The 16,054-nt window shown below is 49.1% G+C and carries 14 protein-coding genes and 1 tRNA gene; 7 read left to right on the top strand and 8 right to left on the bottom strand.

Annotation, left to right across the window (positions count from 1 at the left end):
- Positions 1-11 precede the first annotated feature (11 nt).
- A complete protein-coding gene (locus tag AB1656_18780) occupies positions 12-1,220 on the top strand; it encodes a hypothetical protein (protein ID MEW6237432.1) in 1,209 nt (402 codons plus the stop codon).
- Between the two features lie 140 nt (positions 1,221-1,360).
- On the opposite strand, the gene accC is transcribed toward AB1656_18780, so the two are convergent.
- The 6 genes from accC to AB1656_18750 all read right to left on the bottom strand — a co-directional run bounded on the left by accC (position 1,361) and on the right by AB1656_18750 (position 10,443).
- Positions 1,361-2,725: an acetyl-CoA carboxylase biotin carboxylase subunit gene (gene accC / locus AB1656_18775; protein ID MEW6237431.1), complete on the bottom strand. Its 1,365-nt coding sequence runs from the start codon at positions 2,723-2,725 to the stop codon at positions 1,361-1,363.
- A gap of 229 nt (positions 2,726-2,954) precedes the next feature.
- Positions 2,955-3,494 (bottom strand): acetyl-CoA carboxylase biotin carboxyl carrier protein, encoded by a 540-nt coding sequence (accB, locus tag AB1656_18770; GenBank protein ID MEW6237430.1) that lies wholly within the window; start codon positions 3,492-3,494, stop codon positions 2,955-2,957.
- A gap of 182 nt (positions 3,495-3,676) precedes the next feature.
- A complete protein-coding gene (locus AB1656_18765; GenBank protein ID MEW6237429.1) occupies positions 3,677-5,965 on the bottom strand; it encodes a GxGYxYP domain-containing protein in 2,289 nt (762 codons plus the stop codon).
- Positions 5,966-5,999: 34 nt separating this feature from the next.
- Positions 6,000-7,364, bottom strand: a complete 1,365-nt coding sequence (locus AB1656_18760) for a beta-galactosidase (protein ID MEW6237428.1) — start codon at positions 7,362-7,364, stop codon at positions 6,000-6,002.
- Between the two features lie 116 nt (positions 7,365-7,480).
- A complete protein-coding gene (locus AB1656_18755; GenBank protein MEW6237427.1) occupies positions 7,481-9,067 on the bottom strand; it encodes a hypothetical protein in 1,587 nt (528 codons plus the stop codon).
- A gap of 185 nt (positions 9,068-9,252) precedes the next feature.
- Entirely contained in the window at positions 9,253-10,443 is a 1,191-nt protein-coding gene (locus AB1656_18750; GenBank protein ID MEW6237426.1) for a SpoIIE family protein phosphatase, read from the bottom strand.
- 315 nt (positions 10,444-10,758) lie between these two features.
- Here AB1656_18750 and AB1656_18745 point away from each other — a divergent pair, with 315 nt between their 5' ends.
- From AB1656_18745 to AB1656_18725, 5 genes are all read left to right on the top strand, one after another.
- A complete protein-coding gene (locus tag AB1656_18745) occupies positions 10,759-11,427 on the top strand; it encodes a prepilin-type N-terminal cleavage/methylation domain-containing protein (protein MEW6237425.1) in 669 nt (222 codons plus the stop codon).
- 84 nt (positions 11,428-11,511) lie between these two features.
- Positions 11,512-11,585: transfer RNA gene (locus AB1656_18740), tRNA-Pro, on the top strand.
- A gap of 258 nt (positions 11,586-11,843) precedes the next feature.
- Positions 11,844-13,712: a formylglycine-generating enzyme family protein gene (locus tag AB1656_18735; GenBank protein MEW6237424.1), complete on the top strand. Its 1,869-nt coding sequence runs from the start codon at positions 11,844-11,846 to the stop codon at positions 13,710-13,712.
- A 247-nt stretch (positions 13,713-13,959) separates the two neighbouring features.
- On the top strand, positions 13,960-14,217 hold the full coding sequence (locus tag AB1656_18730; GenBank protein MEW6237423.1) for a hypothetical protein: 258 nt from the start codon (positions 13,960-13,962) through the stop codon (positions 14,215-14,217).
- A complete protein-coding gene (locus tag AB1656_18725; protein MEW6237422.1) occupies positions 14,214-14,642 on the top strand; it encodes a type II toxin-antitoxin system VapC family toxin in 429 nt (142 codons plus the stop codon). The genes AB1656_18730 and AB1656_18725 overlap by 4 nt, the downstream gene beginning before the upstream one ends.
- A 258-nt stretch (positions 14,643-14,900) precedes the next feature.
- Here the strand turns inward: AB1656_18725 and AB1656_18720 are convergent, their stop codons facing one another.
- On the bottom strand, positions 14,901-15,158 hold the full coding sequence (locus AB1656_18720; protein ID MEW6237421.1) for a type II toxin-antitoxin system RelE/ParE family toxin: 258 nt from the start codon (positions 15,156-15,158) through the stop codon (positions 14,901-14,903).
- Positions 15,158-15,367 carry a hypothetical protein gene (locus tag AB1656_18715; GenBank protein MEW6237420.1) on the bottom strand — a complete coding sequence of 70 codons (210 nt, stop codon included), beginning with the start codon at positions 15,365-15,367 and terminating at the stop codon, positions 15,158-15,160. The genes AB1656_18720 and AB1656_18715 overlap by 1 nt, the downstream gene beginning before the upstream one ends.
- Before the next feature lie 287 nt (positions 15,368-15,654).
- Between AB1656_18715 and AB1656_18710 the strand changes: the two genes are divergently transcribed.
- Entirely contained in the window at positions 15,655-15,921 is a 267-nt protein-coding gene (locus tag AB1656_18710) for a DUF2281 domain-containing protein (GenBank protein ID MEW6237419.1), read from the top strand.
- Positions 15,922-16,054 lie beyond the last annotated feature (133 nt).

The following is a 16,054-nucleotide window of genomic DNA, read 5'->3' as shown; positions in this document are numbered from 1 at the left end:
GGAAAACTATCATGAAGACTTTTTCGTCTCTTAGCTTGCTCGTAATTGCGTATCTACCTATTGCCGTTTATTCTCAACCTTTAGTATTAACCCCAAAAGATATTGATTTTACCCAAATTACAAAAATTAACAAAGATATTGGCGTGATCGACACTACAGAAAAATCCAAACTCAAAATCGATTTATATAAAAACCAAAGCGCAATTGATAGTTCCGGAAACAACATTGTTTCAGATAGAAAATTGATAAAATCGATTAAAAGCAATACAAAATCAATCGACATACCTATCGAAAAAACAGAAAATTTGCATGATTATAACATATCAGGTGTATGGTTTGATGATGTTTCTTTAACGCTCATCTATTTATATCCTTCTATAAATCTACCTGGTGAAGGATATGCGACCTTCAATTTTTATGATATTGTAAATGAAAAAATAATAAGAACATTTACAATAAATCAAATACCTGATCTTCACTTTCCACAAATTAGCTCAAATGGTGAAACGATTGTTATTGGGAAATCGTACGAATATTTCGATATCTATTCACGTAAGGAAGATGGATATATTAGCAATACGTTTGGTCCCTATTTGAATATTTACTATCATAAACCAATGATAGCAAATAACGGAAATCGATTAATATTTGGAATAGGATATCCTGAAACAAAGAATAGATGGTTGTACGTTGATAAAGTAGTTGATGGGTGGACAATGGAGAAGCAGATCCCTGATATCGCTATGAATATCGATGGCGAAGACTTTAAATTCGATATTTGGGCAATCGCTAATGATGGAAAAACGGCGATCATGAAGCAACAACAGTTTACCATATACAATAAAACGGGAAAAAATCATCTGCTCGCCATTCACGAAAAAGACGGCATTTGGAGCGAGCCGGAGTATATTGGAAATTTCGAATTTCGCCCTTGGCCTCTTGACGCCGTATACATTTACTCCTCCGATGATGGACGGGTAATCGCCGTCAGACAAGCAAAGCGGTACAATGAAATCTACGAATATACCGTTTCTTACGATTTATATGTTTTCATCAAAAATTCGAAGGGAGAATGGATTAAACAAAAAGTAAATCCTGAAGGAGTCGAATTAGAAGGAACCGATGCAATGCAGGATATTCTCCTCAGCGGTGATGGAAGCACCTTGCTTTGGATTCCGTCGAAATTATATTCAGGCGTGGATTCGAAAACATATCAGTAAATATTCAATTAAGTTGGTGCAAACACACGCGAAGCGCGTTGGGCGCGGCGGCGGGGCATGGCGGAGACGCCATGCCCTGTTATTCTATGATGGCTTTGGGATGCTCATAAAATCGGCGCAGATTTTATGGGAAATAGAAATCACGGCGCATGATCGTAATCCAGCCGTTTGCGGATGTCGTCCAATTTGCCGGTATGGAAATCGCCCTTGATGAAATCGGAATCTTCCATGATCTGCTGCAATAGCGGAATGGTGGTGGGGATGCCTTCCACGATGAATTCGCTCAAGGCGCAACGCATCTTCATGATGGCTTCCATCCGGTTATTGCCGTGGACGATCAGCTTGGCCAGCAAGGAATCGTAATAAGGCGGGACGACGTATTCGCTGTAAATGTGGGAATCGACGCGGATGCCCGGCCCGCCGGGAATATGAAAGCCGGTGATCTTTCCCGGCGAGGGTAGGAATTGGTTGTAGGGATCTTCGGCGTTGATGCGGCATTCGATGGAGTGGCCTTTAAATTTCACGTCTTTTTGCTTGCAGCCAAGAGGTTCTCCAGCGGCGATGCGGATTTGTTCCTTGACGATATCGATGCCGGTAACCATTTCCGTGACGGGGTGTTCGACCTGCACTCGCGTATTCATTTCCATGAAGTAGAAATGACGGTCTTTGTCCAACAGAAACTCCACCGTTCCGGCGCTGGAATAGCCCGCCGCTTTGGCGCATTTGGCCGCCGCTTCCCCCATCTTGGTTCTTATCTCATCGTCCACGGCGGGAGAGGGGCTTTCTTCTAGGACTTTCTGATGGCGGCGCTGCAGGGAGCAATCCCGCTCGCCAAGGTGGATAACGTTGCCGTGCTTATCGGCTAAAATCTGGATTTCGACGTGGCGGGGTTCCACGATCAGTTTTTCGATATAGAGCCGCCGGTCGCCAAACGCCTTTTCCGCTTCCGCCTGGGCGGTGATAAAGGCTTGAACCAGGCTAACGTCCGTATGGGCTTCTCTCATGCCGCGTCCGCCGCCGCCCGCCGCCGCTTTGATCATGACGGGGTAGCCCAATTTTCGGGCGATCTTCATCGCTTGATCTTGCGTATCTACGGTTCCGGGCGAGCCGGGGATGGCGCCGACGCCTTCTTTTTCGATCGTAGACCGCGCCGCCGCTTTGTCTCCCATGAGGGATATGGCTTTATGGGAAGGGCCGATAAAGGCGATATTGCACGATTCGCAGATTTCCGCGAAATGGGCGTTTTCGGCGAGAAAGCCATAGCCGGGATGAATCGCTTCCGCATCCGTAATCTCGGCGGCTGAAATGATGCGGGGGATATTGAGGTAGGATTCAGAAGGCGGCGGCGGGCCGATGCAGATGTCTTCGTCGGCGAAACGGACGTGCAAAGAATCTCGATCCGCTTCGGAATAAACGGCGACCGTCTCGATGCCTAATTCATGGCAGGCGCGGATGATTCGCAGGGCGATTTCGCCGCGATTCGCAATCAGGATTTTTTTAAACATAATGGTTTTCGTTCCTGGGATTTTGCGATAATAGAAAAAACAGGGAAGCGAATCGCTTCCTTGCGCAAGTGGTCAATTTCAATTGATTTTAATAGTTGCGTAATAAAAAATGCCCCCTCACCCTAACCCTCTCCCAGAGGGCGAGGGAACAACTTCAAATGACATGAACCTCTAGGATCGATATTATTTTCCCCGCTTTCGGGCGATAAGGTTGGCCGGCGCCGATTCGCTATTTCCTGATCTTGAACAAGGGTTGGCCGAATTCGACGGGCTGGCCGTTTTCGACCATAATCTCCGCGACGGTTCCCGAAACGCCCGCCTTGATTTCGTTCATGACCTTCATGGCTTCCAGAATGCAGACGACGGTGCTGTTTTGCACGGCGCCTCCCATTTCGACGAAGGGGGGCGCATCCGGCGCCGGGGCGCGGTAGAAGGTGCCGACCATGGGCGCTTTTATAATCTCGATGGATTCGTCGGTTTCCGCTTTGACTGGAGCGGGCGCTTCCGTTATCGGCGTCGAATGATGGGCGGCGGGAACACTGGCGTACATCGGAGGATACATCGCCGGCGGTGAGGAAAAAATCCCGCTCGGCGCTTTTTTTACGGCTAATCGCAATCCTTCGGGGGATTCAATTTCCAACTCCCCGATCTCCGCATTTTCCACAAGACGAACGATTCGTTCGATAAAATCGAAATCCAGGTTCGGTACAGTCTTCCTGGGCGTCTTGACGGTTCCATGCTTCTTGGCGTCGGTTTTCTTCTCGTTCATATAGGCGATATCTTTTCGATTGGATAGTCAAAGCAGCTGCAAAGAAGCGAAGCTTTCCCGCCCCTTTGACGTGGAGCGCCATGCTAACGTAGAAATCCCCGGCTTCTTCCGCGAACAAAAAATAAAAATAGCATTTTTTTACATAATCCAAAAGGTTTCAACGCCGATTTTGAACGAATCCCTTAATTCACCGTCACTAGAATCTCTTCTTGAATGGGAGATTGATGCACGTTTTCTTGTTCCAAGATTAGAATCAATCGATAAAGGCCCGCCGAATCGGGTGATGGGATCAGGATGTTCACCGTCGTCGCAACGCCGGGAGGAACTGGCTCTTCCACATAGCCTGCATTGTAGAAGGGAGTAACGGCGTCTTCGCCCTCTTGGCGCCAGTTGTAGATCAGCCGGTATCTTTGGTTGGTTGGATTTTGGGGGGAATTCCAGGTTTCCCAGCCGTCGTTGCGCAATACGACCTGAGCGTTAAAGCGGTTTTCTTTACCGTGATTCGTCTCCTGAGGAATCGTATGAGAAATGAAATAGGGCAGAAAGTAATTGGCTTTGGGATCGCCGTTGGCGTAATGCTGCCTTAAAAGATAAAAGAAAGAATAGGGATCTAGCGCCTCGTAAAGCATTTCGGGATGTTCCTGCCGAATCCGATCGTAAAGGAAATTGATTTCGGTGGGACTAGTGAGTTTAAAGCGATAGAGATGAAATTTTCGCGTTCCTGGGCGGCTGTTGGAATAAATTGTCTTAACAGCTTCCTGCCAATCAAGAGGCTTCTTGCGGAAGTAGGCCGTTTCCTCGATAAATGGCGCAACGCCGTCAGCCAGATTCGTTTCGTAAGGCTTCAATGTTCCCACTCCATGAGGGGAGAAACTACGAAAATGGCTCTGTAGGAGGTTTGTAAAAGAAACGGGAAGAATGGGATCGCGGTCCAGGTCGGCGGCGACGGTCATGCGAAGATCGAATTTCCGGTATAACTCCTTTGAAAATTTTTTCCATTCGCCGATCTCTTCCGGAAGGTCGGAATATTCGCGTTTCGTTTCTTCGTTGTAGATAAATCGGTTGGGATAACAGTATCCGCCTCCCGCCGTTCCGGAAACGAAATAATCGTTGGCCGTCCGGTTCTGGTAGAGATAATCGAAAATGGGCGGCGTGCGTTCGCTGGTTATGGGCGAAAGCGCCCAGGCGAGGGGTATTTTGCCGCGATTGGGATCATCCCATAGCATAGGAATGGTTTGATAGAGGAAAGCGGAGGAATCGAAACTGCCGATGGCGAAAAGAAGATAATTTTTGTTTTCCAGCGGCCGCGGCGGCGGGACGGGATTCTGCTGGTAACGGTCTGGCAGAGGATAGTGTTGAAAAACCGAAGCATTGGCGAGCGCGCCGAAGGGCGAACTGTCGCCGTCGATGACTCCGTTATAGGCGGAGACAATGGCGGCGTATCGTTCCGCCGTCTCTTCCTCTTTATGCAATCCTCCCTCGAAGGCGCTAGTGTATTTGACCCACCAGGGAACGAAGCCGCCGAAACGGAGGATAGGAGAAGGAAGGCCGGGCGTGTGTTTTTGCGCCGATTTCAGGATGTCTTTGAGAATGAGGTTGTAATCGACGCCTTGCAGAAATGCGCCGCCGGGAGTATCCGTTGGTTTTTCGTCCCACCACGGGTCCAGGTCGAGAAAGAAGGATTTTTTGCTCACATAGAAATCGTGATTGACGATGGCGCAGTTCGGCAGATCGGGATATTGATAACCTTCCACTCGCAGATCCCAATCGTAAGGATCGAGAAAAAATGCGAAGTGGTTGGGAGCGCACATCCCCTTGTCGAGATAGAAATACCTGGCCCATAAATAAGCGTCGCCTTTTTTGTATCCCGTAGAGGCTATGGGCGTGTCCGGGATATTGCCCACGGCGTTAAAACGATCCGCCAATCGCTCTCGCGGAGGGAGTTGCGGTCCGCTCTCAACGATTTGAGTAAAGAGAGAATCGGGGCTTTTATCGAGGCGCACGGGCAGAAAGCCGTCCGATCCGGCAATCGTCAATGCCGCGTTGGCGCTGGCGGGAACGTTGGCGTCCCAAAGAACGACGGCCGTATAATAGGAACGGAATATCGATAGCAATTCCTCCAGAGTTTTGACATTCGTTATCGGATAATCGGCGAGAAACAGGCCAGGGGAGCGCAACTTATCCAGCCAGAAACGATCGATGTTCTGCTTGTTATATGAGAATTGTTCGCGAACGTAAAGAATATAAAGTTGCGGCGCATCCCGGTTTACTAGTCCTTGCAGGGCAGAAACGAGGTTGATGACATCGTATTGCCAGACTTTATCATCCGGTTTTGCGGCCAAATAAGATTCCAGGTCGAAAATGTAGAGCGTTTTTCCCGCAATCTGAGCGGATGAAGAGCAAGGGAACGACAATAGAATCGCCGCTGCGAAGACGCAGATAACCAGTAACTTTCGAAAAATAATTTTCATGATTTTCTTTAACGAAATCATATGCGATTTCGGATTATCTGTTTGCATTGTCAATGTTTGCCGTTCCGCCTGCGAGTCCGGCGTGAATCTTTTCTGCGGCGAGATTGGTTCGCGCCATTTCGTTGGTTAATATTTCCCACGGTTCGTCCTTGATATTTACTAGGCCGTAATTGCTATTCTCGCCGTCAAAGCGTCCCTCCGCCGGTTCATCGGCGTATTCGAACCAGTGATAGCCCACGATGAAGGGCAGTTGCAGCAATTGGGTTATGAAATTGGTGAAATGTTCGGCGCGTTCTTTTTGCGTCGCCACCGGCTTGCCCGCGCCCTTTGTATTGGGAAGGCCGGAATCCATTGCTTTGAAGGAAAATTCCGTAATCATAATGGGGCGTTTCGTGATTTCGAAAATACGTTTTAAAGTTCCTGCGGGAGGAGTGAAGTTATAGGTGTTGAAGGAAACGATATCGACATAAGGCGCCATCGCTTCCAATACAGTTTCGGAGGCTTTGCCTGCAAAGCGGCAGCCGAGTATGAGGTGATTGGGATCGGCGTCTCGGATTTCTTCGGCGCAGACGCGGAAATATTCTCCAGCGACGATTTTCACGAACGCCTCTTCCGCCTCCGATCGCGCATCGGAAGCAGGGAAGGATTCAACGGCGGGAACTTCCTCGAAGGATTTCGCTTTGATCTTCCATTGCTCGTTGAGAGCGTCGATAGTGGAATAGCGTTCTTTGAGAAACTGAACGGCGCGGTTCCAACCGTCGGATTCGCGATCGAAGCGGAGGAAATCCATGAGCAAAGCGTCGGGACTGCGCCAATCGGGACCCCAACGCAATTCGTTGTCGGTGAAGTAGCCTAGTAAGTATTTGTTATCGCGCTGGGGACGGCACGCCGTCTGGATCGCGGCGCGGGCGGCCATGCGGAACTTTTTCGAAAACACGTCGGGGAAAATACCCGTTTGCCAATTGGCCCCCGCGCGGCTGGCGACGTCCAAAACGGGCGTATAAGGGAGTTCTTGTTTATACATGGATGTACTGCACCAAGCGCCGGCGGTGTTGAAATTCCAACGCCATAAATTATCCGCCGCCGCTTTCGCCCACGCGCCTTCGCTGCCGTATTTCTTTTGCGTTGCGCGGCCATAGGGCGAGTAACCCAATTGGGGAGCGTTGTCGGCGAAGAAGGAGATATGGTTGACGCCTTTGGAAAGAAATGCGTTCCCGGCGGGATTGACGATCCACCAGACGCCGCTGATCTCCTGGACGTAGAAAAACGCCTTCGCTTCGGAAGCGATTTTCTTCCAACCGCCGAGCCGGTCCTTGTCGTTCGCGGCGTCTTCGGCGGAAATACTATTAGATATGGATAAAGCTAAGATAAGCATTAAGAAATAAGCGTATTTTTTCATGGAACCCCCTCTTGAAATCGTTTTTTAGAGAAATAATGCGGGATATCCGCATTATCCCCGTTTATCCTAAGACATTTATCATGAAGGGAAAAGGCCATTCCTATAATAAAAAATCGTTATGAGTCCAAAGACTTGCCCTTCTTCTCGACGCGAAAAATGGAAACGACGCCGTCGTCGTAAACCGAAGGAAATATCTCGCGGAAAAAGGCAATCCTGTCGGAGGAGACGAGTTTGATTTTGCATAAGATGAATTGGACGCGCCAGCGTTCGGCCGTTTGTAAAACCTCCGCGGTGGAATAGGAGTGAAAGAGAATTTCCCGCGCTTGCCGCCTGGATGGCAGATCGGCGCGCGTATTCGTATGCGTTGGATAAGACAGGAGACATTTGCGGCCCGTCCGGACGCCGATGATGAAGAAACTGGTTTCGTCGTTGGGAGCGGCTATAGCGTCATTTACCGCCGTATGGGCGAGAATCGCTTTCACGGGATCGTTCCATTCCCCAGAAAGGCGGTATGGCCAGAGGAAAACCTGGCAGCGTTGCGGAAGATGGATCAGATTGATTGTCAAACTCGCGGCGAAACCAATCGCCGCCGCCCAATAAATCAACTTTCGCGCGCCTTGGCTTGCTTGCAGCTGCGCCAGACCGATTCCCAAACAAAGGCAAAGGGCGATTTGAAAGTAAAATTGAAACTCGTGGGGAACGAGGATGGGAATTTTGTCTCCGATAGATGCGTCCAGGGCGGTGAAGCGCTTTTCCAATAGAATCTTCAAGTATCCCGGCGCCTGGCCTATGAGCGAAACGGCGAGCAAGGCCAGGATGAATTGAACTGGACTTTCTTTCCAACGGCGCAGCAGCGAAACAACTCCGAGGACGGCCAGGAAAAGCAAGGGAAGCGAGAGCAGCCAGGAAGCACCGGGCAGAAACAACTCATGCCGAGTCAATCCCGGAGAGATATAAGCGAGCGGCGCTGGATTGCGCAGCGGCTGCGCCAGGTTGGGCAGCCAATAAGGCGAACAAACCGTCAAGGAGAGCGTCAAAAAAAACAGCCATCGCCGCAAGAACGGCTTACGCTTGCTTTGCGCCGCTTGAATAAGCCAATGGATGGAAATGACGGCGGTCAGAATCAAGAACGTGGGAGGGTGATATAAACCCATTAAACCCGTACATAGGGAGAAAATCAAATTTTTTTTCTGCGAATATTTTTCCAGTAGATGAAGGTGGAAAATAAATAATAAAATCGCAAAACCCGCTGCGTGAGCCATCACCGTCGGCGAAGCGAGAACATAGGTAACAGCCCAAGGCATGGCGGCGAGTGCGAGCGTCGCCCAAAAAGCGGCGGTGCGGTTTCCGCTCAAGAGACGCCGCGCTAAATGATAAAAAGCGGCGGGGAATATCCAATTCAAAAGTACGGGCGCCAGGGCGTAAAAGCGAAATATATCGATGGGAAAAATGGAGACTGCCGCCGCGCAAAAAAGAGCGTGCAACGGCGGATACCAGCAGGAATGCCCTAAAAGCATCGGATCGGAAAACCAGCCGCCTCCGGCGAGAATATGCTGGGCGGCGATCAGGTCGCGCAAAGAATCCCACGTCAGATAAACATAGCGCCAACATCGGGGAGCCAGATAGGCGCCATAGAATAAGACAAGAAGAACGGCGAGCAACGGTTCCTGCCAATAGCGAGATATCCATTGATGCTCTTGCAAAATTACATTATTCCTCCCCCAAGCCTGGGGGAGGTTAGGAGGGGGTTGTCTTAAGTCCATTAAAATCAACCCCCCTCTAACTCCCCCCAAACTTGGGGGGAGAATTTAAAGACAGTTTTCTCAATTTTGTAAGAGCCTCCATAATAAGAAATGGTGGAATGAGAATGGAATTAGAGAAAGCGCTCTCAAGCGATCTCGACGACCATAAATGTAATATCGTCTTCCACAGGACTGCCATTGCGGAAATTATGCAAGTCGGTTTCCAAAAGCGACGGCACTTCGGATACCGGCCGTTTATGCGTTTTCGATAGATACAATTGCAAACCTTCCATATTGTACATCCCCCCATCGGGGTTGAATGTTTCGATGACGCCATCGGTATAGAAAGCGACGCGGTCTCCCGAGTTGAGAGTAAGCGTCGCCGATTTGTAATCCGCATCCATCATGAAGCGCAGAAAAAAAGATCGCGGCGCCTTCATGGATTGGCATTGGTCCCCCCGCAAATGCAGCATCGGGGGATGGCCGGCGTAAGCGAAATGGATTTTTTTCTTCGCCAAGTCGATGACCGCGGTTTGGGCGGTTACGAAATGTTGCGAAGGGCCGTATTGAAAGAGGTACCGGTTCAATTTTTTCAGAATCGTTTCCGGCTTTTTGCCGAAGTTGGATTGATGGACGAACGAACGCACGATGGCCATAGAAATGGACGCCTGCGCCCCGTGTCCGGTTACGTCGGCTACGATAAGAAAAAGGTGGTCTTTATCCAGAAGGATGGCGTCGTAATAATCCCCTCCCGCATAAGCGCAGGGGGAATATAAAACGTGAACGCGGAAGCGGGAACCGGCGGGCAACTCCTTGGGCAACAGTGAGCGTTGCACTCGCGCCAGTTCCATCTGATCCATGCGGATTTCTTCCATCTCCTTGAGAAAGCGCGCGGCGTCCGTAGAGGCTCGCCGCACCCGGTCCGTCAACATACTGAGCATCCAAGTTGCGAGTTTGGGATTGTTCAGCATTTTTTTAAACGTATCGGCGGATATGCGCAGCGCGCGCGTCTCCTCGATGGCGATGACGGTGGCGCTGCGCGGCGTGTTTTGTATCACGCCCATTTCGCCGAGAAGGTCGCCCGCTTCGATATGGCTGATGAGCCGGTCGTTGACGTAAACCGTGCACCGTCCGCTTAAAATCAGGTAAAGAGAATCGGAAGGATCGTGCTGTTTGACGATAATATTTTCCGTCTTAAAAGTTACAATCTTGGATTCCTCAATCATTAAGGAAAGCAACTGATTGTCCAGCAACGAAGCGAAAGATTCGTTCTTCACGCGGATGATCGAGAGGATATCTTCGTGACGGAGGCTGGACGCCGATTCGGATTTCTTCATATCTTCTTCTCGATTTTCAATTTAACTTTCGTTCTTCCAGATTACCGAAACAGGCTGGAGAGCGCAAGGCGGCAAGGCGATTATCCATTTGATTTCGATAAACCTAAAATAATTTTCTCCCAACCTATTGTAATCTCTATTATAATTCGTCATAATAATTCCTTTAAAATGAACCAAATTTTTGATTTAAGGCTGATTTGCAATACAATTTCTTACATGGAAACTCGATGCGGAGACATAATTGCGCGTACAATATGTTATAGACTAAAATAAAATGCATTAATCTAATTTCTTCGCGGGAGGATATTCTAAGTCATGGGTAAAAAAGGATTTACGTTAATTGAACTTCTCATCGTCGTCGCCATCATCGGAGTTTTGGCGGCTATCGCCGTGCCTAACTTTCTCAATGCTCAGATGCGCGCCAAAATCGCCCGCGCCCAATCGGATATGAAAAGCTTATCGACGTGTCTGGAACAACTGCGGCTGGACAGGGGCGTCATGCTGGTCGATTTCTGGGATGACGATTATGCTCAAGGCCAGAAACGCATGGTGGAAGTTTTTAAAGGCGTCGGCGGCAGCGCGCAAAATGATCGCGGCGGTACGGCGGGGCTTTGGGCGCCGTTGACCACTCCGGTCGCCTATATGTCCAGCATTCCCGTCGATCCTTTCTTTTCGGCCACTTCCAAACGCGATACGATGAGCCAATTGATTTCGCAGGACGTTATTCCTCCCTACGCCTATATGTATGCGGACGACGATCCGGAGATTCCTGGTTCGGGAGATATTGGTTTGTCGACATTCGTTCCGGGAAATATGGAAGCGGCGGCTCATGGCATTAAGCCGTTGTTGACGGGACAATACATTATGATCGGCGCCGGTCCCGATGGCGGCAGAGGAGCGTATAACAGCGTCACGGGTATGGGATTTCCTTACGACTCCAGCAACGGTTTGGCCAGTTACGGCGACATCGTGATGCGGAATTAGGTTTTTTCGCCCTAGCGCAGAACCTTCGCCTTGAAGGAACCGCGCCATGCAAGTAGGATACTATTTCCATAGAAATATCGGTTTCGGGGCGTAGCGCAGCCTGGTAGCGTAACTGCTTCGGGAGCAGTGGGTCGCTGGTTCAAATCCAGTCGCCCCGATACTCATTTTATTAAACTTACGTTAAACGCTTTAAATCCCTGTTTTAAAAAAGCTACTCTCAGAACAAAAAAAAACGCCCCGGATGGAGTCTTCATCCGGGCTTTTTTTTGCGTCCAATGGTTGCTGGCCGCGAGGATATGCCGGGGAAAAATATAGTACGTAAAAAAATCTTTTAACTAGTATAATTTGCCATCATGCGCTATTAATTAATAATCTTCCATTAACCTAATCGTTCCTTTTTCTCTAGGAGGGGGATTATGTTCGTAAAAAAATCGGCTTTTCTAACGTTCTTCTTGCTCTTTGTAGTTTGCGCCGCATTCGCTCAAGATAATCTTCCAACGCCTACGCCCACCGCTACGCCGAAGCCTCCTGCTTCCGGCGGCTTGATCGATCTTAACGGAAGCACTCTCGCCGAGAATCAACTGGTCGCCGATCCGCCTGGGGGCTTCCGCTTCGGTAAAATCTCTTTCGGAGCGATTCCCGAAGGATATTATACGGACGGTAATGGCATGGCCGTGCGCGTCTCGCCGGGGGAAGGGGTTTGGATCGTCGTCAACGTGGCGATGGAAGCGCCTTCTTTAGCGGTTATTTCCGGCGCTTTCCGTTCTTCCAGCAAGGACGTATCCATCGCTCTCATCGCTTTGAATTGTCCCGTGGACGGCCAATTGGGCTATACGAACATCACCGGCGAAGAGGTTCCCGTGGAGCAATACCGTTCGCTCAACCTCATTTACCGCCCGCCATCCGGCTGGCTGCAAATCGCCGTGCAGATCGTGAATTATCCCTATTCCTCGCTCACCAGCACTGTTTATGTGGATAACCTTTGCGTGAAGCCTTTGGCGCCGTCCATCAGCAATCAATCCGTTGGGTTGGAAGTGGACGGTTCGTTCGAAAAGGGCGTCGATAAACTAATCGCCAATATCAACGACGACGACGGGCGCATTACTCCCTTTTTCGAATCGCTATCGGACATCGCCATCCGCCTGTCCATCGAGCCGGAGAATAGCGCCGCCAACGTAGGAACGATCATTCAAGGCGTGGAAAACTCTTTCCCCATGACTCTTGTAGGCGAAGTCAATATCTACCGCGAAACGTCTCCCGGCGCTGGAATGCTGGCGTTTGTATTGTCGAATGGATTTCAAAGCCTCTGCGTTTACCGCTTCGAGAAGGATATTCCCGACGCCAAAAGCAAGGAGCCGGAGCATCTAATCATCGGCGGAGATTTTACCGTCAACAATCCCAGCGTCCCCATTCATGCCATCGTGCAAAACGGCGGCCCTAACGTGTCGTCTTCCGTTGTTGTCGATGATCTGGTTGTCAAAAACTGGGGTGTGATTAATCCTACGCCAACGCCGACGGTTACGCCTACGCCAACCGTCACTCCAACGCCGCCTGTAACTCCAACTCCGACTCTTTACCCAGGTGAAATTATCGTTCCGTTGAGTCTTCCTGAAGGCGCTGTTCCTTTGTATATGGAATACATTCCGGCTGGTTCTTTTATGATGGGCAGCCCGGATAATGAGAAGGATAGAAGATCGGACGAAGGGCCATTACATCTAGTAAATATCACTAAGCCTTTTTACATGGGAAAATATGAGGTAACGCGGGCGCAGTGGCTGGCAGTGATGGGGAGCAATCCAGAGTCACCGAACTATCCAATAAATGTTTCCTGGAACAATTGCCAGAGTTTTATCAAGAAGTTGAACCAGCTGGGACAAGGAACCTTCCGCTTACCGACGGAAGCGGAATGGGAATATGCCTGCCGTGCAGGAACTACAACTAGGTTTTATTGGGGGGACGATACTAATTATAAGGAAATAGATAAATATGCGTGGTATTATGGTAATTCAGGGAGTGCATCTCATGAAGTTGGATTAAAGAAGCCAAATGTGCTGGGTCTCTTTGATATGAGCGGGAATGTGTATGAGTGGTGTCAGGATTGGTATGCGAATTATTATTTTACAAACCCAGCTAGTGATCCAACTGGCCCAGGTGGTGGAGATAACCTCGTGCTAAGGGGAGGCGGTTGGAATGATACACAGAATCTTGTGCGATCAGCTCGTCGATCCTCCGGAAATTCAAATTACTCAGGCAGCGACATAGGCTTCCGCCTTGTCAGGAATTAATGACAATACGGAAAAACTGGATAGTCAGTATATTTTACTCCATCGATAACTTGTCTGAATCATGATGGGCAGAATGAAAGGATGCTCAGGATAAAAGACGACAACATCCTGGCCATCCTGAAAATCCTGACGATCCTGATTCGGACGATTTCGAACCAGCGTCAACGATTGGAAAGCGTTTTTTGCTTGCCAGGTCGCTATTTCACGAATATCATTACTTTAGAGACTGTTCGAGAAAGATAATCTCATGAACGAATTAACTGTCCATTTTACTGCTCATAACCAGCCCATCGATCCCGAATTTCTAGCCCGCCTTGGAACCGTGGCCGAGGAATACGGGGTATCCATCGACCCTCAAACCCGCCAGGCCATCGCAGAAACCGCGCAAAAGCGAAAACGAAGCGTGGAAGAATTTATCCGCAAAGCCAACGCCCTCGCGGAAGAAATTGGTCCCGTTCCCAGCGATTGCGCCGATGATATTCGAGCCTTGAGAGACAGCCGATGACAACATATGTCATCGACGCCAGCGTAGCGGTCAAGTGGATTATAAACGAAACCAAGCGCATGGAAGCTATTCGCTTTCTAAATCCGGAGATATCCCGCATTGCGCCGGATTTCATCGCCTACGAATGCCTCGCCGCCATTCAGAAAAAAGTTACCAGAAACGAAATTGGCGAAGAAGCCGGATGGCGCTGTTATTCTACATTAATTAAGGAAATACCTCTCGAACTCATCGATTCCAGTTCATTAACCCATCGCGCCTTTCAATTAGCCAATATCATCGGTCATGCCATTTACGATTGTTTCTATCTTGCGCTAGCCGAGGATCGAGACGCCATGGTGGTTACCGCCGACCGGAAATTTTACGAGCGGGTAAAAGCCAGCGATTACGCCCATTTGATCGCCTGGGTGGAAAAGGCGCCGAAATAGAGTTATTCAATAGCGTAATTCCCCGCATATTTATTGGACAACAATAATTTTCATCTTGTTAAATAAGTGAGATGTAATATAAATTAATACGCGCAATGGAAAATTAAGGGAATCTCTTACCCGCGTCGTTTGAATCACGAAAACGCAAAAGGCGGGTGGCATAAGCAATGTTTTAGTCTGCCCTTGCGTATTCTCTGGTTGTCTGAATCATGCTATCCAGGATGAAAGGATGCTCAGGATAAAAGATGACAACGATAATCAACGATAGGCATCTTTTCGGTCGCCCACTCGCAAAATCGCCACAAGGTTGAGAGAATCTTCTATGGCGTAAATGACGCGAAAGTTGCCAACGCGAACGCGATATAAATTCGATTTTCCCTTGAGTTTAAGGCAACGGGGAGGGCGGGGATTTTCGGCGAGGGATTCGATAACCGATAAAATGCGCGCAACGGTTTTGGAGTCGATCTTCGCCAGTTCGTGCTCGAGGGAGGCATCGAATTGGACTCGATATCTCATCAAAAACCCAATCTACGGCGCATTTCATCCGATGAGACGAGGTTTTTTCCCCCGCTGTTTTTCATGGTTTCATAACGCCGTTCGGCTATAGCTGCATCTTCATCCAATCCGAGATCGTCATCCAAACCATCAATAAATTCCAAGACTTTTTGCATCTGTTCGGGCGGGAGTTGGCGCACTTTCTGGATCACGATTTCAGCGGCATCCATGATCGGTAGATTCTCCTTTTCGAGTTTTCATGTTCCTATTCATTATACATTGCGGGGGGCGCCAAGAACAAGGTTGAGTTAATCTTCTCGCGGGTTCTTGTGTTATTCTCTCGAACCGGCGGCGGGTGGCAAAGGCAAGGTTTTAGTCTGCCTTTGCGAATTCACTGGTTGTCCGAATCTAGATGCCCAGGATGGAAGGATGCTCAGGATAAAGAATGGATATGGGAGAGAAATATTCGGAGCTTTAGGCTATACTATTTCCATCATCCAACGATGAGGGACGAATCATGGCGCAAGTGGATTTGAAGGAATATCCATCCATGCGGATTGACTTGGAGGATAAGGTCTTGCAAAGGGAATCGGTATTCATCCGCAAAGACGAAAACCAAATGATCCAGCTGGTCTCCGTGGCGAAATCCCGCCGGAAATCGCAGTTTGGGCGCGCCAAAGGTCTTATTGAAATGGCGGAGGATTTCGACGAACCTTTAGAAGTTTTCAAAGATTATATGCCAAATATTAGAGGCTCTTGCAAAATTAATAAAATCCGCTTTTAAATTCTCCCCCCAAGCTTGGGGGGAGTTAGAGGGAGGTTGATTTTATTAGACTTAAGGCAACCCCCTCCTAACCTCCCCCAAGCTTGGGGGAGGAATTATAGAGTTTTTGCAAGAGGCTCATTATACAAATATA

It is taken from the genome of Candidatus Omnitrophota bacterium, from assembly GCA_040755155.1.
Classification (GTDB): domain Bacteria; phylum Hinthialibacterota; class Hinthialibacteria; order Hinthialibacterales; family Hinthialibacteraceae; genus JBFMBP01.
Note: the sequence above shows the minus strand (reverse complement) of the source record. Positions and strands in the feature narration are given on the sequence as shown.